Source organism: Sphingobium sp., assembly GCA_035196065.1.
In the GTDB taxonomy this organism is placed as follows: Bacteria; Pseudomonadota; Alphaproteobacteria; order Sphingomonadales; family Sphingomonadaceae; genus Sphingorhabdus_B; species Sphingorhabdus_B rara.
Map to the genome: position 1 here is coordinate 1,690,269 of CP136575.1, position 21,941 is coordinate 1,712,209.

Genomic DNA, 21,941 nt, shown 5'->3' on the forward strand with positions numbered 1-21,941 from the left:
CCCGGTCGAAGGCGCGCAGATAGGCGGATTAGCGTTGGAATGCAAGGCAATTCCGGCTTCAGTTGCCGTTGATCCGTTCCACCCGGCCGATCGCCGGCAACGCCCTTCCGGCAACAAGCCAGGCGGTGAGGGCTTCGATATCGGTTGGCCCGACCATGGCTTCACTGCCATCCTTGAACAGAGTGAAGGCATCGCCGCCATTAGACAGGAAGTCGCTGACCGTGACGCGGTAGCTTGTGGCATCGGCCAGCGGCTGGCCGTTCAACGTCGCGAAAACTACGCGCTGACCTACCGGTTTTGACAAGTCATAGCCAAAGCGGAACCCGTTGGAGGGCGACAGGATGCGTAGCCAATTGGCGTCGTTGAACTGCTGTTCCAATAGTGCACGGATCTGCTGTCCGGTCATCGTCTTGGTGACCAATATGTTGCCGAAAGGTTGGGCAGCGAAGATCGAACCAAATGTTACCTTGCCGTCAGCCCCCGGCACCACATCGGCGCGCAGGCCGCCGGGGTTCATGAAGGCGATTTGCGCGCCGCCATTTTCCGGCGCTGCGGTTGCCGCAAGCTGGGCATCGGCAATCAGATTGCCGAGCAGGCTTTCGCCATTCTTGCCGCCATCGCGCGTTGCCGGGCCAGAAAGACTGCCGATTACCCGGCTTTCGTCGGCCTTGGCTGCATCGCGGTAGCGCGCAACGAGCGCCGCAACGTCAGCACGAGGGGCGAATTTGGGATAGGCGTCTACCAGCGGAACGGCGCCGCGCGCACCCGTAAAGGCTTCGCTTTGCACGACAATATTGCGCGCGCTCTTCGACAATACCCGGCCGCTCGCCGCGTCGACCTTGAGATCGATGCCCGTCACCAATCGGCCGAAGGAACCGGCGCTGGTCAGCAATATGGGTTTTGCAGGATTGATCAGGCCATAGTCGCAGACATAGGCTTGGTGCGTATGGCCGGAAACCACGACATCGATTGCCGGATCGAGCCGATCGAGAATGGGGATCAGTGCGCCGGTCAGGCCTTCGCAACGCGGATTGTTGAAATCGCCCGGATTGGTGACACCTTCATGGATAAGCACAACGATCACGTCTGCCCCGGCGGCTTTCAGCTTGGGAACGAGCGCATTGGCGGTATCTGCCTCATCAGCAAATTGCACGCCCTTGATCCGACTGGCTGAAACCAGATTGGCTGTACCTTCAAGCGTCATGCCGATGAAGCCGACAGTGACCTTTGCCTTACCGCTGCCGAAATCCTTGAGGCCATAAGCCGGGAGGAGCGTTTTGCCCTCTTTGAACGTGTTCGCTGTAAGGATCCGGAATTGCGCGCCGGGAAAGGGGGTGTCGACACGGCATGGCTCGGCTGTCGTATGTTTTTCGCAGCCGCCATTTTGCATGCGCAGCAATTCGTCGGTGCCGCGATCGAATTCATGGTTGCCAGCAGCGTTAAATTCCACCCCGATCATGTTCATCGCAAGGATCGCGGGCTCATCGAGAAACAGCGAGGATGAAAGCGGAGTTCCGCCAATAAGATCGCCTGCCGCCACGACGACATGGTTGGGGGCATCGCTTTTCAGCGCGTCAACTGCAGATGCCAGATAGGCCGCACCGCCGGCGGGAATGCGCAGTTTGCTGCCATCGGCTTGGGTCTTTTCAACCACCTGTTTCGGTGGATCGAGATGGCCGTGGAAATCATTGATGCCGATGATCCGGATGTCGACCGGCGCGGATGCGCCCGTATCGCCCATAGTGGTGCATCCGGAAAAGCCGAGGGCGGTCAGCGCAAGGAGGGTTTTTCTCATCGCGCTTCATTGGCAAAGCCGCAACGTCGGCGCAAGCGCGCCGTCAAGATGCAGTGATGACCTTGTTTCGGCCGCTTTCCTTTGCCCGGTAAAGTGCATGGTCTGCGCGCATCAGCAGGGCGGAGATATTCTCGCCTGACCGCAGTTCGGCAACGCCGCCCGAAAAGCTGACACAGCCGATTTCGGCTTGTGTATCACGGGCGAGCAGATGCCGTTCGACCAACGCCTCGCGCGTCCTGTCCAGCATGCGCGCCGCCTGTTCTGCGCCGATATTGGGAAAAATCAGCGCGAATTCCTCGCCGCCATGGCGGGCGACATGGATTTTTGGCCCGGTCACCTTGCGCAATGCGTCGGCGACAAAACGGATCACCCTGTCGCCGGTCGCGTGGCCATGCGTGTCGTTGATCGCTTTGAAATGATCGATGTCGCAAAAACCCACGCACAGCGGATGGTGTTTACTGCGCGCGAGTTCGACGGCCTCCTTCAGGTTGATATCAAAGGCGCGCCGGTTGGGAAGTTCCGTCAAAGGGTCGCTCATCGCCATTTTCTGCGTCTGCACCAGCCGACTGCGCAAATGGCCCATGACTTTTGAACGTTCCTTCAACTCGGCCTCGGCCCGTGCCGCGCGCTCCATCATCTCAGCGGTCAGCTTTTGCAGGCGAACCACGGCCGCCTTGCTGCGTGCCGGATCTTCAAGATCGACAATCGAGACACCCAGATTCGCCCCGAAACTGGCCGCGTCGCGGCTGGATTGTTCAGTTGTGGCGCGTGCTTCGCCGATCCGGTCCTTCGCCTCTTCGACCATTTTTGAAAATTCGCGCTCGCTTATCGATGTACGGATTTCATCGAGCAACCGGATGGCATCGACCGGATCGATACGCCCGAATTCCAGAAGGTGGGTATCAATATGCAGCCGCTGAATGGCTGAACTGCCCGCTATGTAAAGCCACGCCAATTCATAATGATCAGGGATCGGATCAAGCCCGGCATCAGCCAGGAAGTCGGCGATCTGTTCAATCATCGCGCCGTGGCGCATCCGGAACCGTTCAGTTGCCGATAGCGCCGTCCGGTCGCGATCGGGTTCATCGGTCCGCGCCAGTCGAAGCAACCATTCCATGAATTTGGGAGCGGTTGCAGACGGCGTACGAGCAAGATTGGCAGGTTGGATCGTCATGCCTGTATTAACGACCGACGGAGGCAGCGATTAACCCTTATCCCTCGATTCGGTCCAAAGTATCAGACGCTCGCCTTGACCAGCCGCGACAGCAGATCGGCTGCAAAAGCGCTCAGCGTGTCGTCACGCGCGCCCATAACAACGATGCGGTCGCCGGGTTGGGCCAGTTCGACAATCCGGTTGCCGCAATCTTCACGGCTGGGGATATATTCGGCCTGCTTGCCCGCAGCGACCACAGCATCAGTGATCGACTGGCTGCCCAGTGTCTTGTCCACCGTGCCGCCAAAATAGACCGGATCGCACAGGATCAGATGATCGTCGCGGTTTAGGTGCCGGGCAAAGACGGAGGCCAGTTCACTGCCCATCACGCGGATCGGGCCATAGCCATGGGGTTGGAAAAATGCGATCACGCGCCCCGGAAACGCCTTAAGCGTTGCCAGTGTTGCTGCTGTCTTGTCGGGATTATGACCGAAATCATCAATCACGGTAATGCCGCCAGCGATGCCGACAATGTCGAAGCGGCGTGCAAGCCCGGTAAAGCGTTCAACGCCGTGTACGGCCTGTGCCACCGGTACATCGAGCGCAAGTGCGGCAGCAATTGCGGCCAGCGCGTTCGAGATATTGTGCCGTCCCGGCACTTGCAGCGTTACCGGCCAGCTTTGCCCATTGGCTTTCAGCGTAAAGCGGCTGCCGATCGGCATTTCGACGACGTCGACCGCGCGCACATCCGCGCGATCGGTAAAACCGAAACTGATGGAATTGGATAGTGTCATTGGTGCGATCAGCGCGACACTTTCAATATCGTCAGCGTTCCAGATCGCCCGCTTTGCGCTGCCTGCAAAATCGCCGAACAATTGGCGCAATTCGGTCAGCGACTTGTGGTCAAGGCTGATATTGTTGAGCACGGCAACCTCTGGCCGGAATAGCGCGATCGACCCGTCGCTTTCGTCAACTTCGGAAATGAAAACCGCGCCATGACCGACGCGTGCGCTGGCAAAAGGTGCGTCGGCGGACACGAAATTCTTCATCACCCCGCCATTCATGATCGTCGGATCAAGCCCCGCATCGGTCAAAATCCAGCCAATCATGCCGGTTACCGTCGATTTGCCGCTGGTCCCGCCAACTGCGACCGAGCGGCGGCTGGCGTTGAACAATTCAGCCAGCAGTTCGGCGCGGGTCATCCGCGCGCAGCCTAATTCCTTTGCCTTGGCGACGTCGGGCACGCTGTCTTCAACCGCAGCGGATGCGACAAGGATCTGGTCGCCGCTGACGAGGCCGCTGCCGTCCTGCGGGAAGATGTCGATGCCAAGACTTTTGAGCCATTCGAATTTGGGGGCAAGCCGACCTTGGTCGAGCGCCCGGTCCGACCCGGCAACGCTGGCACCACCATCGCGGACGATATTGGCCAGCGGCAACATGCCCGATCCGCCAATGCCGCAAAAGAAATAGGATTTGTTTTTTGCCATATCGCCCCGCTATTGCGCAGGGGCAGTTTTGGCAATCGGATATCAAGGGAGGGGAGATGCGAATAGGAATTTGTGCGCCGTCGACGCCCTTTACCCGCCAGGATGCCGACCGGGTCATCGCCCTTGCAGCGGAACATCATCCAGCGGTCGAACTCGTCTTTGATGACCAATGCTTCATCGAACAGGGCCATTTTGCAGGGAGCGATGCGCAACGGCTGGAGGCGCTTGTAAGGCTCGCCAACGATCCGGGCTTTGATGCGATCTGGTTCGTACGAGGTGGCTATGGTGCTTGCCGCATCGCGGCGGACGCCGTTGCCGCAATGAAGGCCCCCGCGCGAAAAAAGACCTATCTCGGCTATAGTGACCAAGGCAATCTGCTTGCCGCGCTTTACAAGGCAGGCGTGGGCTGGCCGGCGCATGGCCCCATGCCTGCCGATATTCGCAGGGCAGGGGGGGAGGCTGCAGTACTGCGGGCACTTGGTTGGCTTGCCAAAGGCGATACCGCTGCGCTCGAACCCAATCTGGTCAAGGGCCGGCGCTATGCGGCGTTTAATCTTATGACGCTCGCGATGCTCGCTCCGACGCCATTGATGCCCGATTTGTCGGGGCATGTGCTGATGGTCGAAGAGGTTAGCGAATATCTCTACGCTTTTGACCGGGCGATGTTTAGCGTTACAACTGGGTTGAAGGGCGCGGCGCTTTCCGGACTGATGCTCGGTCGCGTGTCCGATATTCCCGAAAACGACCGGCCATTTGGCAGTGATGAAGAAGCCATCGCGCAGCATTGGTGCGCCAAAAATGGCATTGCATATCTCGGCCGCGCCGATATCGGCCATGACAGCGGCAACCGGATCGTGCCTTTTGGCATGATCGGTTGAGGGCGGGACAAAAAGCAAAGGGATTTCATTGATGCGGGCATTTGTTTTTCCGGGCCAGGGCAGCCAGTCGGTTGGCATGGGCAAGTCACTGGCCGAGGCGAGCCCGGTGGCGCGCGAGGTTTTCCAGGAAGTGGACGATGCGCTTGGCCAGCATCTGTTCCGTCTGATGTGCGAAGGTCCGGAGGGCGACCTGACGCTTACCGAAAATGCCCAGCCGGCGATCATGGCCAATGCGATTGCAACGCTGCGCGTGTTTGAAAAGGAAGGCGGCGTTGTGCTGGCGGAAAAGGCGCATTTCGTCGCTGGGCATAGCCTTGGCGAATATAGCGCGCTCTGTGCGGCTGGTGCGCTCGACCTTTCGACCACGGCAAAGCTGCTGAAACTGCGCGGGCAGGCGATGCAGGCCGCAGTGCCAGTGGGCGAAGGCGCAATGGCGGCGCTGCTGGGTGCCGATATCGAAAAGGCAGAAGCGCTGGCTGCTGCAGCTGCCCAGGGCGAAACCTGCACCGTTGCTAATGACAATGATCCGACTCAGGTGGTCATCTCCGGCCATAAAGGCGCGATCGAAAGGGCGATCGAGTTGGTAAAGGAACATGGGATCAAGCGCGGCATTTCTTTGCCGGTATCCGCGCCCTTCCACTGCCCGTTGATGCAGCCGGCAGCTGACCGGATGGCAGAGGCGCTAGCGCAAACAAGCATCAGCGCGCCTTTTGTGCCGGTTTTTGCCAATGTTGTTGCCGCGCCGGTTTCTCAGCCCGATGATATTCGTCGCCTGCTGGTCGAGCAGGTAACCGGCCGCGTTCGCTGGCGCGAATCAGCGATCGCGATGCGTGATGCGGGCGTTACCCATTTTCACGAATTTGGCGGAAAGGTGCTGTCTCCGATGATCAAGCGCAGCGCAGGTGATGAGGTGATTGCGACGAGCATTTTGTCGATGGATGATATCGAAGCCATTTTGAAGGAGATTTAAGTCATGCTGCTGCAGGAACGCGATGGCTCAATTCTGACCATCACCCTTAATATGCCCGAAAAGCGCAACCCGATTTCGGACGTCGCGGTGGTCGATGCGCTATGCGACGCCTTTGATGCCGCTGATCGCGATATCTCGGTCCGCTGCGTCATTCTGACCGGTGCCGGTACTGCCTTTTCGGCGGGTGGCGATCTGAAGCAGATGCGCCCCGACAGCGGGGGCTTGCGTTCCGGCAATCCGGTCGAAACCCGGCGCAATTACAAATATGGAATCCAGCGCTTGCCGCTGATGTTTCAGGCATTGGAAGTGCCCGTCGTGGCGGCCGTAAACGGTCATGCGATCGGCGCAGGGCTTGACCTTGCGACCATGTGCGACGTGCGCGTCGCCGCCGAAAGCGCGAAATTTGCAGAAAGCTTCGTGAAGCTTGGCATCATACCCGGCGATGGCGGGGCATGGTTGCTGCCACGCATTGTCGGCTTTAGCCGCGCGACCGAACTGGCGCTGACCGGGGAAACGATTGACGCGGCCGAGGCGCTGAAAATTGGCCTTGTCAGCCATGTCGTTGCCGATGGCGATCTAATGGCCAAGGCGCGGGAAATCGCAGCGAAGATCGCGGCCAACCCGCCGCACGCGGTCCGCATGACGAAGCGGTTGCTGCGCGAAGGCCAGATGGCAGACCTCAAAAATGTCCTCGAAATGTCTGCCGCGATGCAAAGCCTAGCGCACAACACACGCGACAATGATGAAGCGATCAACGCTTTTATTGAAAAGCGCGCACCCAAGTTCACGGGAGAGTAAGATGTTTGATCTCACAGGGATGACCGCCCTTGTCACCGGCGCATCCGGCGGCATTGGCAGCGCGATCTGCCATGCATTGGCCGGTCAGGGCGCGCGACTGGCCGTTTCAGGTTCCAATGTCGAAAAGCTCGAAGCGTTTCGCGCCTCGCTTGCCAAAGAACACCCAAATGCCGATCATGTCGCGGTGCCGTGCAATCTGGGCGACAAGGAAAGCGTTGAGGCACTGGTGCCTGCCGCACTTGATAAGCTGGGGCAGATTGACATTCTCGTCAACAATGCCGGCGTCACACGCGACAATCTGGCGATGCGTATGAAGGATGAGGAATGGGAGGAAGTGATCCGCATCAACCTCGAAGCCGCCTTCCGGCTCATGCGTGCGGCAACCAAACCCATGATGAAGGCGCGTTTTGGGCGGATCATCACCATCACTAGCGTCGTCGGGGCCACCGGCAATCCGGGACAGATCAATTATGCTGCGTCAAAAGCAGGGCTGGTTGGCATGTCCAAGGCATTGGCGGCAGAGCTTGCCAGCCGCAATGTCACCGTCAACTGCGTCGCGCCCGGTTTCATCCGCACGGCGATGACGGACGTGCTGCCCGATGCGCAGAAAGATGCGCTCAACGCCCGTATCCCGATGGGCCGTATGGGCGAGGGCAGCGACATCGGTGCGGCTGTGGCCTATCTCGCGTCGCGCGAGGCCGGATATGTCACCGGTCAGACGCTGCACATCAACGGCGGCATGGCGATGCTTTAGGCCATTTGGCCACTCCCCCCTTGCCAGCCGCGAAGCAGGGCATTAGGGGCGGTCTTCGAAATCTCGAATCCCAAAGAAGAAGGGGCAAAAAATGAGCGATACTGCGGACCGCGTTAAGAAAATTGTCGTCGAACATCTCGGCGTCGAAGCTGACAAGGTGACCGAAGGCGCAAGCTTCATTGACGATCTGGGCGCTGACTCGCTCGACATCGTTGAGCTGGTCATGGCCTTCGAAGAAGAATTCAACGTCGAAATTCCCGACGATGCGGCTGAAAAGATCTCGACCGTCAAGGACGCGATCGATTTCATCACTGCCAACAGCTGATTTCGCGCTGCTTCGTGCAGCCGTTACGGTTCTGAATTAAAACGGCTTTCCGGTTCGCTGGAAAGCCGTTTGCATTTCCGCCTGCTATCCCCATAAAGGGGAAAATCGACACGATGGAGAAGAGTGCATGCGTCGCGTTGTTGTAACCGGACTTGGCCTTGTCACGCCGCTTGGCGGCGATGTGGAAACCACATGGGCCAATATCCTCGCGTCCAAATCGGGAGCAGGGCGTATCACCCGCTTCGATTCGGTGGCGGGCGGCCAGAAATGTCATATTGCCTGCGAAGTGAAGCCCAAGGACCATCCTTGGGGTTTTGATCCTGACCAGCGAGTCGATCATAAGGTTCAGCGCCAGGTTGATCCTTTCATCATATACGGGATTGATGCAGCCGGGCAGGCACTTGAAGATGCAGGCCTGACCGAAATGAGCGAGGCTGACAAGCTGCGCACCGGTTGCTCGATTGGTTCGGGTATTGGCGGCCTTCCGGGTATTGAGGAAGAATCGATCAACCTGCACGAGCGCGGCCCGGGCCGCGTTTCCCCCCATTTCGTGCATGGCCGCCTGATCAACCTGATCACGGGTCAGGTGCAGATCAAATATGGTCTGAAGGGCCCTAACCATGCGGTTGTAACTGCCTGCTCGACCGGTGCACATTCGATTGGCGATGCGGCTCGAATGATCCGCGATGATGATGCCGATATCATGCTCGCTGGCGGCGCAGAATCGACGGTCAACCCGTTGGGAATCGCCGGCTTTGCCCAGGCTCGCGCGCTCAATATGACCTATAATGATCGCCCCGAAGCAGCCAGCCGCCCTTATGACAAGGATCGCGACGGCTTTGTAATGGGCGAGGGTGCTGGCGTTGTCGTGCTGGAAGAATATGAGCATGCCAAGGCGCGCGGCGCGAAAATTTACGCTGAAGTGGTCGGCTATGGCCTGTCGGGTGATGCCTATCATGTCACGGCACCCCATCCCGATGGCGACGGCGCTTATCGGTCGATGGAAATGGCGCTCAAAAAAGCCGGAATGACCCCGGCCGATATCGATTATATCAACGCCCATGGCACATCGACCATGGCGGACACCATCGAACTGGGAGCAGTGAAGCGGCTGTTTGGCGATGCGATGGCCAATGTTTCGATGAGCTCGACCAAATCGGCGATCGGCCACCTTCTCGGCGGCGCTGGCGCGGTCGAGAGCATTTTCTGCATTCTTGCGCTGCGCGACCAGATCGTTCCGCCGACGCTCAACCTCGATAATCCTGATGAGGGCACCGAGGGTGTGGATCTTGTACCGCATGTCGCGCGTAAGCGCCCCGTGCGAGCGGTGCTGAACAATAGCTTCGGCTTTGGCGGCACCAATGCCAGTCTGATCATGAAGGCGATCTGACGCGATGGGGCGGCCTCTGAAATGGCTGCTCATCGCGGGCGGCCTGCTATTTCTAATCGTTGTCGGCAATTTCGTCCATGGCTGGACGGCGGACGGCCCGTCAGAACGCGAAGTCACCGTCATCATCAAACCTGGATCAAGCATCCGGCTAGCGGCAGGGCAGCTTGAAAAAGGCGGCGTGATCCGGTCAGCTGACGCATTCGTCAATCGCGCACGCATTTTCGGCGCCACGAGCACGATCAAGGCAGGTGAATTCCTGATTCCGGCTCATGCCTCTAATTCAGAAGTGCTGTCGATCCTGACCGGCGGTAAGACGGTCCAGCGCATGGTGACCGTTCCCGAGGGTATGCCATCGATCATGGTCTATGAACGGCTGATGGCGAATGAACGTCTGACGGGTGACATTCCGATCCCTGCCGAAGGGTCGATTTTGCCGGATAGCTATGCCTTCCAGAAGGGAGAAGCGCGCGCCGCAGTTGTAATGCGGATGCAAAAGGCGATGGAGAAAACGATAGACGAACTCTGGCCGGAACGCAGCCGCGATACGGTTGTGAAAACGCCGCAGCAAGCCATCGTCCTTGCCTCGATCGTTGAGAAGGAAACGTCGAAGAAATCCGAGCTGCGCATGGTCGCCGGCGTTTATTCAAATCGGCTGCGTACAGGAATGATGCTGCAGGCTGATCCGACGATCATCTATCCGATCACCAAAGGCAAGCCGCTGGGCCGGCGCATTCGCCAGTCGGAAATTTCCGCGGTCAATGATTACAACACCTATTCGATGGTTGGTCTGCCCAAGGGTCCGATTGCCAACCCGTCCCGTGCGGCGATCGAGGCGGTGCTGAACCCCGAAAAGACCGATTATCTGTTCTTCGTCGCCGATGGCAAAGGCGGGCATATCTTCGCCGAGACGCTCCAAGAGCATAATGCCAATGTCGAAAAATGGTATGCGATCCGCCGCGAACGGGGCGAGATGTAAACCTCCCTCCCGCTGAGGGGAGGGAGGCAACATTCGTTAGGGCTCGACGATGTTGAATGCGCCGGCAATGGGATCAAGCGATGCCTGCAACGCTTCGACTGCTGCCTTGTCGCCCTCCACCTTCAGTCCGGCCATTTCCAACTGGGCAATCGGCATTTTCAGGAAGAGCATAGCGAGGAAAAGCTGGCGGGGTCCTGTAACAGTTGCCTGCGGTTGATCGTGTAGCGCTCCCGTTTCGCTTATCATCACCGCATTGCCGACACTGACCTTCACCATTTCCTTGCGATCACTGATCGCGAAATTAATGGCCAGTTTGCGATCGCCGATTGTCGCAGGGTTCAGGCGCGTCGCGATTGATTCCATCAGGAGACCTGTCGGGATGGCTGCGATCATGTCCGGGCTTTGAATCGTTGCGCTCGCCTGCACACCCTGGCGCAGGTCACGCGCGGCGGACAGGAACTGGTTTCGCCAGATCGCGCTTTCCGCCTGATAGCCCTGCTGTTCATAGCTGTCGGCAAGCAGCGCGCGGCCTTCGGAATGTTTGGGGTCTGCGAAGATCAACTGGTTCAGAAGGTCTGATGACCAGCGATAATCGCCGGATGCCATTGCCCGTTTCGCAGCCGCCACCACTTTCTTGGCACCGCCCATGTCTGCGACAAAACGCTTCGCCCGCTCGGTTGGTGGGTGTGGGTGGAGATTTGCGGGAATGGCATCATACCAGCCCAGATAGCGCTGATAGACCGCCTTCGAATTATGGCTGTAAGTGCCGTAATAGCCCTTGTTGTACCATTGGTCGGAAATCGCTGGCGGGGCTTTGATCGCTTCGGCAATTTCCGCCTGCGTCATTCCTGTGTTCATCATCCGCACCGTCTGATCATGAAGATAGCGGTAATTGTCGCGATGCCCTTCAAGCCAACTGCGCACCTCGCCCGAACCGAAACGTGGCCAGCAATGGCTGGAAACCACCGCGTCACTTCGATCGGCATAAAGGTTGACCGCCTCGTTCAGATATTGCGTCCATTTGAGGGCATCGCGCACCTTGGCGCCGCGAGGCGTCAGGATATTATGCAAAGAGCAGGTTGCGAGCTCCGCAGAAACAAAGGTCTTAGCCGGCTGGATATAGACGTTCATTTCCGACGGCGCTTCGGTTTCGGGCACCATCTGGAATTCCAGCGTAACGCCATCGATCAGCCGTGTTTCGCCGGTTTTCCGAATGATATCGGTTGGCGCGATCAGCGTGATGGCTCCACCTGCAATTGCCCTGCCGATGCCGCTTCCCATCTGCCCTTGCGGACCCGGAACCAAGCTGCTGCCAAACTGGTATGCAGCACGGCGGCCCATGGCAGGTCCGGCAACGACGCTTTCCGATGTTGCCTCCTCGACCAGATGTTCGGGCGCTACTATGGCGACTTTGCCCGCCTTCACATCGGCCTCGTCAATCACACCGCGCACGCCGCCATAATGGTCACCATGGCTGTGGCTATAAATCACTGCGGATACCGGGCGTGCGCCCAGCTTCTCATTTGCCAGTTGCAATGCGGCGGTGGCAGCTTCCTTGGTCGTTAGCGGATCAATCAGGATCCAGCCGGTTGTTCCGGCGATGATTGTCATGTTCGAGATATCGAATCCGCGCACCTGCCATACGCCATCTGTAACCTTGTACAGCCCATGCTTGCGCAACAGCTTCGTGTGTCGCCACAGGCTAGGGTTGACTGTCGGGGGCGCTGCGCCCTGCATCCAGTCATAGGCGGCAAGATTCCAAATTGGTTTCCCATCCGTTGCACGGATCACCGGATCGGCCAAGGTGGCGATAAAGCCGCGATCGGCGAAATCGGCATCTCGGCCATCTTCGGCGGGCAATTGCGCTGCAATGGCCTTTTGCGCCTCGACGGTGGCATTGCTGGCAGGCTTGGGCTCCAACGCACCCGGCGCAGCAGCCGCGAGGGGGCTGGCGCTGGCAAGCAGGATAAGTGGCAATAACTTCATTTTCTCTCTCCCTTAATCGCTTAGTTAAACGAGAGGCGGTGGGAGAGGCAAGTGTCGAGCGATCATTTCGTTCAATCAACGGGCTCTGCCATTGCTGCTTTGTGCCCTGTCGGTTAGCGTTGGCTGATGAACGCTTCGGCTCCGGTAATAGTGACTGCGCTTATGGGCAAATCCGACCAAATATGGGCCGATGGGTTGCGCACCGCGCATTTCCCGCCCGAACGAAACCATCTGGCAGCACATATCACGCTGTTCCACCATTTGCCGCCGACGCATTTGCCTGAGATTAAGTCCCGGATTGCGGCTGTTGCCCGCGAATGGGCCGCGCCGCCTGCATGGCTAAGCGACGTAATGATGCTGGGGCGTGGCGTGGCCTTTCGCGTCGACAGCCCGGGCCTGTTGGCGATGCGCGATGAATTAGCCGATGGTTTTGCTGGCCTGTTGACGCCGCAGGATCAGGCACGACCACGGCTGCATATCACGGTCCAGAACAAGGTCGAGCCGCCGGTCGCAAAGGCGCTCCATGCCGAATTGTCTATCATGTTCCAGCCGCGCCCGCTTCGCATAACCGGGCTTTCCGCCCACTTCTATCGCGGCGGGCCTTGGGAGGCGATACAGTCTTGGACGTTCAGCGGGCGCCGCAAGGATTGATGAAGCGCCCGCTTGATAGTCAAATCAGGTGTGGGTCTGGAGTGCTTTATCACCGATAGTGCGGGACATGACAAAACGCAGCGCGATCAGCCCGGCAAACCAGAGCGCATCATTGATGGCAACGCCGGTGACGATTTCGGTCGAGAAATTCTCCGCGCCGCCGCCAAATTGCGCATAACCGCGCAGCATCAGTTGATAGACCACAAAGGCAGAGATGAGCGCCGTCACGCCGCCAAGAACAGCGTTATCGCCCATTTTTGCGGCAGTGAAACGCGCCGCGCCAAAGCTGGCAATTGTGGCAGCCAGAATCGCGATACCATGGCCCACCGCCTGCGCGTCCCATGGGAATGACAGGAGAAGAAAGCCGACCGCTTGGTTAGCCGCCCATACAGCGGCGACCAAGGCAAGGCCGTTGCGAGGGCGCATGGTCAGGGCGGCGAGCGTTGCGAAGGCCGCAAAGGGGAAGATGCACGCCAATGCAAGGCTGCCGAGCACGGTCGCGCCCGCGAGTGTTGCAGGCCATGCTGCGGTTGTGGGGTTCATGCTGCGTATCATCTTCATTCCCTTCCTTGATCCATTTAACGGTAACGGGCTTTGCCTGCCCGTCAATTCCCTAAAAGCCGGTCGTAATGCCGATAAACGCGGCGCGCCCGTAATTGCCATAGCCAGCCACGGTTTCGTAACGCACATCACCCGCATTTTCGACGCGGCCGTAAAGTGCAACCTTGTCTGACAATTGATAGGACGCGCGCAGGTTGAGCAGCGCATAGCCATCCATGCGCACCGCCCCGCCAAAACCATCGACGCTATCGCTGGCGAGCCTGATATCAGCGCCGAGTTTCAGTCTGTCGATCGGCCTCCAGTCTGCCATCAGGTTTAGGCTATGGGCCGGAATTCGGATGCGGCGGATGTAAGCACCACCATCATCCTGCCGTCCCTTGCTGTTGGTATAGCTGTAATTGACCATGATTGTCAGCCGGTCATCGGGATGCAGTTCGACAAAGGTCTCTACGCCGCTTGCCCGGCTGCCGAGGATGTTGCCGTAACGATAGAGCAGCAGATCAAAATCGATCATGTTGCGCGTGCGCCGCCGATAGGCCGTCGCGCCAAAGCGCAGCTTGTCGCCGATTAATGACTGCTCGATCCCCAGTTCGTGACTTTCCGCCTGTTCGGGTTGCAGCCCGGGATCGCCAAAGAAACTGAACAACTGGAACAGGGTAGGGGCCTTGAAACCCTCACCATATGCGGCGCGGATGATCGTGTCCGGGGCTGGACGCATAACGGCATTGGCGCTGAACGTCGCTTTGCTGCCATAATTTTTATGCCGGTCGATGCGCGCGCCTGCCGTCAGTGTCAGTGCGGGAACGAGATCTACAACCGCCTGCGCATATGCTCCGCTATAATGCGTCCGGGCCGGCGAAAAGCCGTCGGTGAAGCGGCTTCGTTCATGTTCAGCACCGAATATGGCGCGAAAGCTGCTGCTAACACGCCAGTCGCCTTGATATTCAATCCGCTCGCTACGTCCGCGGGCGAGAAAGTCTGCGGCAACGGCACCGGGGGCGGAGAAATTGGCGCGGTTGATATCGTTGAGTGTCAGCGACAGACGGCTGGCAAGCCTGCCGATGGCGGCATGAAGGCCGGCATAGCCTGTCGTCTGCCCGGTCGTTGAATATTCCGCTGTATCCGTCAGCATATAGGATGGAGCCGGGAAGCCATCGAGTTCGGCCCGGCTGTCGGCATGGTAGCCGCGCAGATCGAGGCGGATCGCTTCGGACAGGTCGACTTCAATGCGGCCATTCGCGCCATATTGACGGAAGCCGTCGCGCTCGTTGCCCGATGCCGCCGCTGAGATGCCATCATCGCGAAACCAGCCGCCGCCGAGACTATAGCGTATGGGGCCGCTGCGCCCGCTCAGATTACCCGCCAATGTGCCACGATCATTGCCGCCATATTCGGCGCGTAGATTGGCCGCGATGTTTTCGGTCGGACGCCGCGTAACGATGTTGACCACACCGCCTATCGCTTGGCTACCCCAAGGAACCGAATTGGGACCACGCAGCACTTCGACCTGTTCGATATTACCGATCAACAGATTGCCGAAATCAAATCCGCCGCCGGGCGATGCAGGGTCGTTGATCCGCACGCCGTCGACCAGCGCCAGCGTCTGCTCTCCCTCCGCTCCGCGAATGCGGACTGCGGAAAAGCCGCCAATAGGGCCGGTGTTGGAAATGGTGACGCCGGGGGTGCGTACTAACAGTTCGGCAATTGTTGCCGGCTGCAACCGGGCAATTGCATCACTATCGAACAGCGCGATGGCAAGGCCGCTTTCGTCAGATTGCTGGACGGCACCCGTTCCGGTTACGACAATGACGGGCTGGTCTTGATCATCGCTTGCGGCGCAATCGACGGGTGAGGGGCAAGGCTTGGCTTCGCCTTGCGCCCATGCCGGCACGGAAAGCAGCGCAAACGGCGCTGCCAATCGGTAAATATGTTGCATAACCTTTCCTTCAATCGCGACGTTCATCCAGATGCCGTCACGCGAAGGAAATCCCGAATGGGATCCTATCGTTCGCCCGTGTCTTCCCGCACGCGCAAAGGAACAGCCGCTACAGGCAGGTCTCCTGGCTCCCGGGTCATCGCCTTTGCCCGCCTTCCCGAAAAAAGGTTTATCCCCCTTTCAGTGGCATATGGAGCATTGGCTCACCGGTCACAGTTGCGGGAACAGCGCTGGATTTGAACCGGCTTCCCTTTTCACCCCGGCTTCCCGGGGCACCTGTAACGCTGCTTGGGTAGGAGCGAAGCTGCGAACGGTCAATCCCCGCCTGCATTCGCAAGGGCGTGCGCTTAACGCTCGACGCCTTTCACCTTCCCCCATTGGCGGGCAACCGTATATCCAAGATAACCGGTCCCGAAGAGGGCGTAGAGCGGTTCGGGTAGTCCGCCCAGATAGGCATTCATGCCCGCAGCGATATCAAGCGCAGCCTGCGGACGCACCGCCGCGATCAGCCCCATGGGAATTGCCCAGAGAATGATAACATACATCACGTAAAGGAAGGATGGCCTAGCGCGGCTCGTCCAAGGGTCGGATGACTGCGCTTCGGCGAGCACAGCCGATAACTGCGTACGCAACGTTTCCATTTCCTGGCTGCCCTGTAATTTGAGCAGTTCCAGCTTTGCCGCATCGCGGGCTTTCGGATCGGGGATTAATTTGTCGATTAGCGCCCCAATCGGGCCGACCAGGGTTTCGATAATAGCCATTATAAGGGTGCACTTTCAGATTGAGGGGGTGTGTGCATCGGGACGGTCAGTGCAGCGGGGATTTCCGATGCGGTTCGAAAGCCAGCCATAAAGAAAGGCCTCTTGTGAGGGGCGCGCTTCGGCCAATATGATATAGTGCGCGCCTTGCAGCGCTTCGATGGCCTTCAAAAGGACGGTTTCAGCGCCGCCGCCACGTTTCATAAGAAATGCATCCAGTGCCGCCAGCGTTGCCGGTCCTATGCGCCGGTCGACTGCCAGATCGGCATAATCGCGGGTTTCGCGGTTCAACGCATTGAGTGCGCGTTGCAGAAATGCGGTTGCCGTGCCCGTCCCCATATTGACGCCGGTGTCGAAAAGTTCGGCCGCCAGTGCCGGCGCACGCGCGGCAACGGCGTCAAACTTAGGGTTTTCCCAATATAGCTTTTTGTAGATTGCCGCGGCATCACTGCGCGGCAGGGTGCGCATATCATCCATATAGCCCTGCCGCCGGGCAACGGCTTCGGTAATGCCCCATCGCGTGGCTCCGCCGCGATCGGCCGGATGGTTTGAAAAGCCGCCTTCACGTGCGATCACTTCATCTATCAGTTGGTCGATGTTGGGCTTCATGCCGATTCCTCCATGTCTGGACGAATCAATTAACCTATGTGGTTATATGTAGGAAAGTTTTATATCCATTTTGTGTGTTGGCGAGCCCCAGCATTTGGTCATGCTGTCGAAGCTCAAAAGTTGGCAGCTATTGTTGCCAAATGAGAGTAATCAGAATGAGAGTAATCATATAGATATGCTATGAGATTCGTGCGCGGGCAGCAAGCGCCACGCGGGCCGCGTCACAATAGGCTTGAGCAGCGGTCAGGCATTCAGCGAGGTTCATGCCCTTTCAAACACGGCTGCGATACCTTGACCGCCTCCGATGCACATGGTTTCGAGACCATAGCGTATGTCGCGGCGTTGCATCTCGCGGGTGAGGTTGGCAAGAATGCGGCCGCCGGTTGCGCCGATGGGATGGCCGAGCGAGATGCCCGAGCCGTTGACGTTGAGCATGGCGTGCCGGCTGTCATCATCCGACCAACCCCAGCCCTTGAGGCAGGCAAGCACCTGCGGTGCAAAGGCTTCGTTCAATTCAACAAGACCGATATCGTTCCATGACAGGCCGTTGCGCGCAAACAGCCGCTCGGTGGCTGGAACAGGGCCATAGCCCATGCGGCTGGGATCACAGCCGGCGGCTGCCCAGCTGTGGAAAAAGGCGATGGGTTCAAGGCCCAGTTCTTCCAACTTGTCTTCCGCCACAACCAGACAGGCGGCAGCGGCATCATTCTGCTGGCTGGCATTGCCTGCGGTTACAACCCCGCCTTCGAGCGCCTTGAGCGCGCCGAGCGTATCCATGCTGGCATCGGCGCGATAACCTTCATCATGCGCGAAGACGACTGGATCACCTCTCTTCTGCGGGATCTCGACCGGCACCAGTTCATCATCGAACAGACCATTGGCCCAAGCGGCGGCCGCGCGCTGATGGCTGCGCGCAGCATAAGCGTCGCAGGCCTCACGGCTGATATTCCAGTCCTTGGCGAGATTCTCTGCCGTCTCGATCATGCCGCTGATCACACCATAGCGCTCCACAGGCTGGCTCATCACCCGGCCGCGGGTCAGGCGATCATGCAGCGTCAGATTGCCGGCGCGCACACCCTTGCGGATATCGGTGCTATAATGTTCAACGTTCGACATGCTCTCGCAGCCACCTGCGACCACCACATCCGATACCCCGGTCTGCACCATCATCGCGGCATTGACGATCGCCTGCAGGCCCGATCCGCAGCGCCGGTCAAGCTGATAGCCGGGAACCGCTTCGGGCAAGCCTGCCAGCAGCCATGACCAATGGGCAATACACGGTGCCTCGCCATTGCCATAGCCTTGGGCAAAGACCACATCGTCAACCCGCGTCGGATCGATTTTTGTGCGCTCCATCAGCGCCTTGAGGATCACAGCTCCCAACTGACCTGCGGTCATGCCGGAAAGGGAACCCCCGAATTTGCCGACAGCGGTGCGGATGGGCGCGACAATGGCGGCGCGTCTAAGTGTCATGATGCTGCTCCTATGGTTCCAGAATCGATAAGGCGCGCGATTGCGCCCGAAGAAAGGCCTAGACGTTCGGCCAATATCTGTTCGCTATGTTCGCCATTGCGCGGCGCGGCTTGTGGTGTGCCGCGCGGCTGCTGCGGGATCGTGCCAAAAGGGCCGGCTGCCGGATAAGCAAAGCCCGAAGGGTTGGCATCGAAGGGTGTGAACATCGGATTGTTGCCAACCAGCCTTGGATCATTGGCCGCATCGAGCATAGTACGATAGGCCGAATGCACGATCCCTGCTGCATCAAGTGCGGCGGCAAGGTCTGCATGGTCACGCGCGCCGATCGCTGCCTCGAACAATGGAAACAGCGCATCGCGATGCTCGAACCGCAGCCCGTCATCCTTGGCAAAGCTGACACCGCGCGCGGTCTCGATGGCCGCAACCGCAGCCTCTATGCCCAGCGCGGCCAAGAGTTGCGCCCATTGCCGGTGGGTCACCACCACGATCATCGTGCGCACGCCGTCGCGCGTCACAAAATCGCGGCCGAACAGTCCATATACGGCATTGCCCAAACGAGGGCGGTTCGCGCCGCTATGCAGCACCTCGGCAACGCCGCCCAGATTGGCGACCGTGCCGATAGCCACATCGGACAACGGAATGCGAACCTCGCACCCCTCGCCGCTGGTATCGCGCTGCCGGATCGCCGCCAGCATCGCAAAGGCGGCATAAGCTCCAGTCAGCAAATCCCAAGCAGGCAGCACATGGTTGACAGGCTCAGGTCCCGCCCCAGTCATCATCGGATAACCGACCGCATTGTTGACGGTATAGTCAAGCGCAGGCGAACCATCGGCCCAGCCCATCACCCGCACCGTGACAAGATCAGTCCGCCCCTCTGCCAGCTTTGCGTGGCTCAAAAAACCCTCTGCCGGGAAATTGGTAACAAACTGGCCTGTGACCCGCACCAGTTCAGCCAACAACTCGCGCCCTTCACCCGAACCAAGATCCAATGCGACCGACTTTTTGGCGCGGTTCAAGTTTTCCCAATAGAGCGAGTCATTCGCCTGCGTGACCGGCCAGCGGCGAAAATCCGGACCGCCCCCAATCTGGTCCACACGAATAACCTCCGCCCCCATCTGCGCCAGATACAGACCCGCAGAAGGAGACGCAACAAAGCTCGACGCTTCAATAACAGACAGGCCGGAAAGAAGGTTGTACATGGGTCAGGCCTGCGCTGCCCATTCACGCAACATGTGCTTGGCGATCTGGAGTTGCAAAATCTGGGTCGTGCCCTCGTAAATCCGATAGACACGCGCATCGCGGAAGAAGCGCTCTGCATCATATTCCGCAAGATAACCCGCGCCGCCATAAATCTGGACAACCCGGTCAACCACACGTCCACACATTTCTGTGGCGAACACTTTTGCGGCAGCAGCTTTGCGCAGGATGTTTTCGCCGGCATCGGCTCGGCGCGCGGCATCATCCAACATGCATTCAGCAGCGTAGATTTCGATCTCGCTGTCGGCCAGCATTTGCTGGATCAACTGGAAATTGGCGATTGGTTCACCAAAAGCCTTGCGTTCATTGGCATAACGCAGTGCGCTATCCAGCGCACGACGCGCATAACCCGCCGCTGCCGCCCCTACCGAAAGGCGGCCATTATCGAGGCTCTGCATCGCGAACGCAAATCCACGGCCTTCTTCACCGCCCAATATCGCGTAGGCCGGCAGCTTGACGTCTTCCATAATGATATCGGCAATATGGCTGCCCGCCTGGCCCATCTTCTTATCTGATTTGCCAACCGTCACGCCAGGCGTATCCATCGGAACAATGAATGCGGAAACATGCGCATTTTTCGGAAGCGCTTCCTTGCTCGTCCGGGCCATTATCAACGCCACCTTGGCGAAGGGCGCATTGGTGATGTAACGCTTGGATCCATTTAAAACCCAGCCATTGCCCGATTTGACTGCACTGGTCTGCATCGCTGCGCTGTCTGATCCGCTACCGGGTTCCGTAAGGCCGAAAGAAGCGACTTCGCCTGCCGCAAGCCTGGGCAACCATTCAGCCTTTTGCGCCTCGGTGCCGCCATTTTTGAATGCCGAGCAGATCATGCCAATGTTAATTGATGTGATCGAACGATAACAAGGCATCGCGTAGCTCAACTCACGGATCGTGCGAATATATTGCTGAATATTCATGTCGGCACCGCCAAATTCCTCTGGCATGGTAAGGCCGAACAGGCCCATATCCCGCATCTCTGCCATGATGGCATCGGGGATCACGTCGGTCTCCAGAATTTGCTTCTCGGCTGGAATCAACCGTTCACGAACATAACGCTGCAGTTGGTCAATGAACTGCTCGAAAATATCATTATCCATCATGTTTCCTCTCGCTCCGGTTCAGCAAATTTCCGCTTCAGAGGCGGCGTTTTGTGATCTGGATCATCGTTGAATTTCAAAAAATCCATTCGTCAAAATGGTAACTTGGCGCACAACATGCAGACGTTGTTTCGCTTAATAAAAGGCGGGTTTCATGACCCTGTCTGAAACTTTTCAGATGGGGTCATAAGGGAAAACATGTGCCGAAACTTCATCCGCGCAGGCGAAGCTGGGTTTGAAGGCGGGGATCAACTCGTCGGCGATGCTTTCCGGCGTCCAACCCTCCAATTTGGTCATCGAACGGATCGGCCGGGGCTTGTTGTAGAGCACAATTTCATTCTTGCGGACCGAGAAGATCTGGTTCGAAACTTCCTTGGACGCATCGCTTGCCAGATAGACAACCAGCGGCGCAATTTTGTCCGCGCTCATCGTCTTCAACCGTTCGACACGAGCCTTCTGTTCAGGCGTTTCAGAAGGGATTGATGCAGTCATGCGGCTCCACGCAAAGGGCGCAATGCAATTCGACCTCACGCCGGCGCGTGCCATGTCGAGAGCGATCGATTGTGAAAGACCGACAATGCCCAGCTTCGCCGCCGAGTAATTGGCCTGCCCGATATTACCGATAAGCCCGCTGGTAGAGGTGAAGTGGATGAAGCTACCCGATTGCTGCTCCCGGAAATAGGGTGTTGCCGCCTTCGAGACATTGAAGCTGCCATTTAGGTGCACGTCGATTACCGCACGCCAATCCTCATGGCTCATCTTGTGCCAGATGGTGTCGCGCAATATGCCCGCATTGTTGACGACAGCGTCAATCCGGCCAAAGCGCTGGACGGCATCCTCAATGATCGAGGCCGCGCCTGCCGGGTCAGCAACACTTGCCAAATTGGCGTGCGCGTTGCCGCCCGCTGCGATGATGTCATTTGCGGTTTCTTGTGCCGGGCCTTCATCCCCACCTTCACCGCCGCCGCCGACACCGGGATCGTTGACCACCACGGCGGCGCCATGCTTGGCACAAAGCAATGCAATCTCGCGTCCAACGCCACGTCCCGCGCCAGTTACCGCAACAACTTTCCCTTCAAGCATC

20 protein-coding genes and 1 riboswitch are annotated in these 21,941 nt (G+C 58.6%); of the genes, 8 read left to right on the forward strand and 12 right to left on the reverse strand.

Features of this window, described 5'->3' with window-relative positions:
* Nucleotides 1-58: 58 nt before the first annotated feature.
* The 3 genes from RSE16_08150 to RSE16_08160 all read right to left on the reverse strand — a co-directional run bounded on the left by RSE16_08150 (nucleotide 59) and on the right by RSE16_08160 (nucleotide 4,435).
* Entirely contained in the window at nucleotides 59-1,795 is a 1,737-nt protein-coding gene (locus RSE16_08150) for a bifunctional metallophosphatase/5'-nucleotidase (protein WRH74706.1), read from the reverse strand.
* A gap of 43 nt (nucleotides 1,796-1,838) precedes the next feature.
* The gene (locus tag RSE16_08155) at nucleotides 1,839-2,969 is read right to left on the reverse strand and encodes a GGDEF domain-containing protein (protein WRH74707.1); all 1,131 of its coding nucleotides are present in this window, start codon (nucleotides 2,967-2,969) and stop codon (nucleotides 1,839-1,841) included.
* A gap of 62 nt (nucleotides 2,970-3,031) precedes the next feature.
* Nucleotides 3,032-4,435 carry a Mur ligase family protein gene (locus RSE16_08160; GenBank protein WRH74708.1) on the reverse strand — a complete coding sequence of 468 codons (1,404 nt, stop codon included), beginning with the start codon at nucleotides 4,433-4,435 and terminating at the stop codon, nucleotides 3,032-3,034.
* Nucleotides 4,436-4,491: 56 nt separating this feature from the next.
* Here RSE16_08160 and RSE16_08165 point away from each other — a divergent pair, with 56 nt between their 5' ends.
* The 7 genes from RSE16_08165 to mltG all read left to right on the forward strand — a co-directional run bounded on the left by RSE16_08165 (nucleotide 4,492) and on the right by mltG (nucleotide 10,526).
* Nucleotides 4,492-5,313 (forward strand): LD-carboxypeptidase, encoded by an 822-nt coding sequence (locus RSE16_08165; protein WRH74709.1) that lies wholly within the window; start codon nucleotides 4,492-4,494, stop codon nucleotides 5,311-5,313.
* Between the two features lie 31 nt (nucleotides 5,314-5,344).
* Nucleotides 5,345-6,283, forward strand: a complete 939-nt coding sequence (gene fabD, locus RSE16_08170) for an ACP S-malonyltransferase (protein ID WRH74710.1) — start codon at nucleotides 5,345-5,347, stop codon at nucleotides 6,281-6,283.
* Between the two features lie 3 nt (nucleotides 6,284-6,286).
* On the forward strand, nucleotides 6,287-7,081 hold the full coding sequence (locus tag RSE16_08175; GenBank protein WRH74711.1) for a crotonase/enoyl-CoA hydratase family protein: 795 nt from the start codon (nucleotides 6,287-6,289) through the stop codon (nucleotides 7,079-7,081).
* A 1-nt stretch (nucleotide 7,082) separates the two neighbouring features.
* The gene (gene fabG, locus RSE16_08180) at nucleotides 7,083-7,835 is read left to right on the forward strand and encodes a 3-oxoacyl-[acyl-carrier-protein] reductase (GenBank protein WRH74712.1); all 753 of its coding nucleotides are present in this window, start codon (nucleotides 7,083-7,085) and stop codon (nucleotides 7,833-7,835) included.
* A gap of 91 nt (nucleotides 7,836-7,926) precedes the next feature.
* The gene (locus tag RSE16_08185) at nucleotides 7,927-8,160 is read left to right on the forward strand and encodes an acyl carrier protein (GenBank protein ID WRH74713.1); all 234 of its coding nucleotides are present in this window, start codon (nucleotides 7,927-7,929) and stop codon (nucleotides 8,158-8,160) included.
* Nucleotides 8,161-8,287: 127 nt separating this feature from the next.
* Nucleotides 8,288-9,550, forward strand: a complete 1,263-nt coding sequence (fabF, locus tag RSE16_08190; protein ID WRH74714.1) for a beta-ketoacyl-ACP synthase II — start codon at nucleotides 8,288-8,290, stop codon at nucleotides 9,548-9,550.
* 4 nt (nucleotides 9,551-9,554) lie between these two features.
* On the forward strand, nucleotides 9,555-10,526 hold the full coding sequence (gene mltG, locus RSE16_08195; protein WRH74715.1) for an endolytic transglycosylase MltG: 972 nt from the start codon (nucleotides 9,555-9,557) through the stop codon (nucleotides 10,524-10,526).
* Between the two features lie 36 nt (nucleotides 10,527-10,562).
* Here mltG and RSE16_08200 read toward each other — a convergent pair whose 3' ends face one another.
* Nucleotides 10,563-12,512, reverse strand: a complete 1,950-nt coding sequence (locus tag RSE16_08200) for an alkyl sulfatase dimerization domain-containing protein (GenBank protein WRH74716.1) — start codon at nucleotides 12,510-12,512, stop codon at nucleotides 10,563-10,565.
* A gap of 126 nt (nucleotides 12,513-12,638) precedes the next feature.
* Between RSE16_08200 and RSE16_08205 the strand changes: the two genes are divergently transcribed.
* Nucleotides 12,639-13,163, forward strand: a complete 525-nt coding sequence (locus tag RSE16_08205; protein WRH74717.1) for a 2'-5' RNA ligase family protein — start codon at nucleotides 12,639-12,641, stop codon at nucleotides 13,161-13,163.
* Between the two features lie 24 nt (nucleotides 13,164-13,187).
* Here the strand turns inward: RSE16_08205 and RSE16_08210 are convergent, their stop codons facing one another.
* The 8 genes from RSE16_08210 to RSE16_08245 all read right to left on the reverse strand — a co-directional run bounded on the left by RSE16_08210 (nucleotide 13,188) and on the right by RSE16_08245 (nucleotide 21,940).
* Nucleotides 13,188-13,724 (reverse strand): hypothetical protein, encoded by a 537-nt coding sequence (locus RSE16_08210; GenBank protein WRH74718.1) that lies wholly within the window; start codon nucleotides 13,722-13,724, stop codon nucleotides 13,188-13,190.
* A gap of 52 nt (nucleotides 13,725-13,776) precedes the next feature.
* Entirely contained in the window at nucleotides 13,777-15,660 is a 1,884-nt protein-coding gene (locus RSE16_08215) for a TonB-dependent receptor (GenBank protein WRH74719.1), read from the reverse strand.
* A gap of 96 nt (nucleotides 15,661-15,756) precedes the next feature.
* A riboswitch (cobalamin riboswitch) is annotated at nucleotides 15,757-15,955 on the reverse strand.
* A 52-nt stretch (nucleotides 15,956-16,007) separates the two neighbouring features.
* On the reverse strand, nucleotides 16,008-16,421 hold the full coding sequence (locus tag RSE16_08220) for a holin family protein (GenBank protein WRH74720.1): 414 nt from the start codon (nucleotides 16,419-16,421) through the stop codon (nucleotides 16,008-16,010).
* A 15-nt stretch (nucleotides 16,422-16,436) separates the two neighbouring features.
* The gene (locus RSE16_08225; protein ID WRH74721.1) at nucleotides 16,437-17,027 is read right to left on the reverse strand and encodes a glycosyl hydrolase 108 family protein; all 591 of its coding nucleotides are present in this window, start codon (nucleotides 17,025-17,027) and stop codon (nucleotides 16,437-16,439) included.
* Between the two features lie 261 nt (nucleotides 17,028-17,288).
* Nucleotides 17,289-18,500, reverse strand: a complete 1,212-nt coding sequence (locus RSE16_08230) for an acetyl-CoA C-acetyltransferase (protein WRH74722.1) — start codon at nucleotides 18,498-18,500, stop codon at nucleotides 17,289-17,291.
* Nucleotides 18,497-19,699 (reverse strand): CoA transferase, encoded by a 1,203-nt coding sequence (locus RSE16_08235; GenBank protein WRH74723.1) that lies wholly within the window; start codon nucleotides 19,697-19,699, stop codon nucleotides 18,497-18,499. The genes RSE16_08230 and RSE16_08235 overlap by 4 nt, the downstream gene beginning before the upstream one ends.
* Before the next feature lie 3 nt (nucleotides 19,700-19,702).
* On the reverse strand, nucleotides 19,703-20,857 hold the full coding sequence (locus tag RSE16_08240; GenBank protein ID WRH77324.1) for an acyl-CoA dehydrogenase family protein: 1,155 nt from the start codon (nucleotides 20,855-20,857) through the stop codon (nucleotides 19,703-19,705).
* Between the two features lie 174 nt (nucleotides 20,858-21,031).
* Nucleotides 21,032-21,940 (reverse strand): SDR family NAD(P)-dependent oxidoreductase, encoded by a 909-nt coding sequence (locus tag RSE16_08245; protein WRH77325.1) that lies wholly within the window; start codon nucleotides 21,938-21,940, stop codon nucleotides 21,032-21,034.
* Between the last annotated feature and the right edge of the window lies 1 nt (nucleotide 21,941).

Bases quoted from the DNA above. Each gene is read 5' to 3' on its own strand.
- RSE16_08150 (WRH74706.1), bottom strand. From the start codon at position 1,795: ATGAGAAAAACCCTCCTTGCGCTGACCGCCCTCGGCTTTTCCGGATGC.
- RSE16_08155 (WRH74707.1), bottom strand. From the start codon at position 2,969: ATGACGATCCAACCTGCCAATCTTGCTCGTACGCCGTCTGCAACCGCT.
- RSE16_08160 (WRH74708.1), bottom strand. From the start codon at position 4,435: ATGGCAAAAAACAAATCCTATTTCTTTTGCGGCATTGGCGGATCGGGC.
- RSE16_08165 (WRH74709.1), top strand. From the start codon at position 4,492: ATGCGAATAGGAATTTGTGCGCCGTCGACGCCCTTTACCCGCCAGGAT.
- fabD (WRH74710.1), top strand. From the start codon at position 5,345: ATGCGGGCATTTGTTTTTCCGGGCCAGGGCAGCCAGTCGGTTGGCATG.
- RSE16_08175 (WRH74711.1), top strand. From the start codon at position 6,287: ATGCTGCTGCAGGAACGCGATGGCTCAATTCTGACCATCACCCTTAAT.
- fabG (WRH74712.1), top strand. From the start codon at position 7,083: ATGTTTGATCTCACAGGGATGACCGCCCTTGTCACCGGCGCATCCGGC.
- RSE16_08185 (WRH74713.1), top strand. From the start codon at position 7,927: ATGAGCGATACTGCGGACCGCGTTAAGAAAATTGTCGTCGAACATCTC.
- fabF (WRH74714.1), top strand. From the start codon at position 8,288: ATGCGTCGCGTTGTTGTAACCGGACTTGGCCTTGTCACGCCGCTTGGC.
- mltG (WRH74715.1), top strand. From the start codon at position 9,555: ATGGGGCGGCCTCTGAAATGGCTGCTCATCGCGGGCGGCCTGCTATTT.
- RSE16_08200 (WRH74716.1), bottom strand. From the start codon at position 12,512: ATGAAGTTATTGCCACTTATCCTGCTTGCCAGCGCCAGCCCCCTCGCG.
- RSE16_08205 (WRH74717.1), top strand. From the start codon at position 12,639: ATGAACGCTTCGGCTCCGGTAATAGTGACTGCGCTTATGGGCAAATCC.
- RSE16_08210 (WRH74718.1), bottom strand. From the start codon at position 13,724: ATGAAGATGATACGCAGCATGAACCCCACAACCGCAGCATGGCCTGCA.
- RSE16_08215 (WRH74719.1), bottom strand. From the start codon at position 15,660: ATGCAACATATTTACCGATTGGCAGCGCCGTTTGCGCTGCTTTCCGTG.
- RSE16_08220 (WRH74720.1), bottom strand. From the start codon at position 16,421: ATGGCTATTATCGAAACCCTGGTCGGCCCGATTGGGGCGCTAATCGAC.
- RSE16_08225 (WRH74721.1), bottom strand. From the start codon at position 17,027: ATGAAGCCCAACATCGACCAACTGATAGATGAAGTGATCGCACGTGAA.
- RSE16_08230 (WRH74722.1), bottom strand. From the start codon at position 18,500: ATGACACTTAGACGCGCCGCCATTGTCGCGCCCATCCGCACCGCTGTC.
- RSE16_08235 (WRH74723.1), bottom strand. From the start codon at position 19,699: ATGTACAACCTTCTTTCCGGCCTGTCTGTTATTGAAGCGTCGAGCTTT.
- RSE16_08240 (WRH77324.1), bottom strand. From the start codon at position 20,857: ATGGATAATGATATTTTCGAGCAGTTCATTGACCAACTGCAGCGTTAT.
- RSE16_08245 (WRH77325.1), bottom strand. From the start codon at position 21,940: ATGCTTGAAGGGAAAGTTGTTGCGGTAACTGGCGCGGGACGTGGCGTT.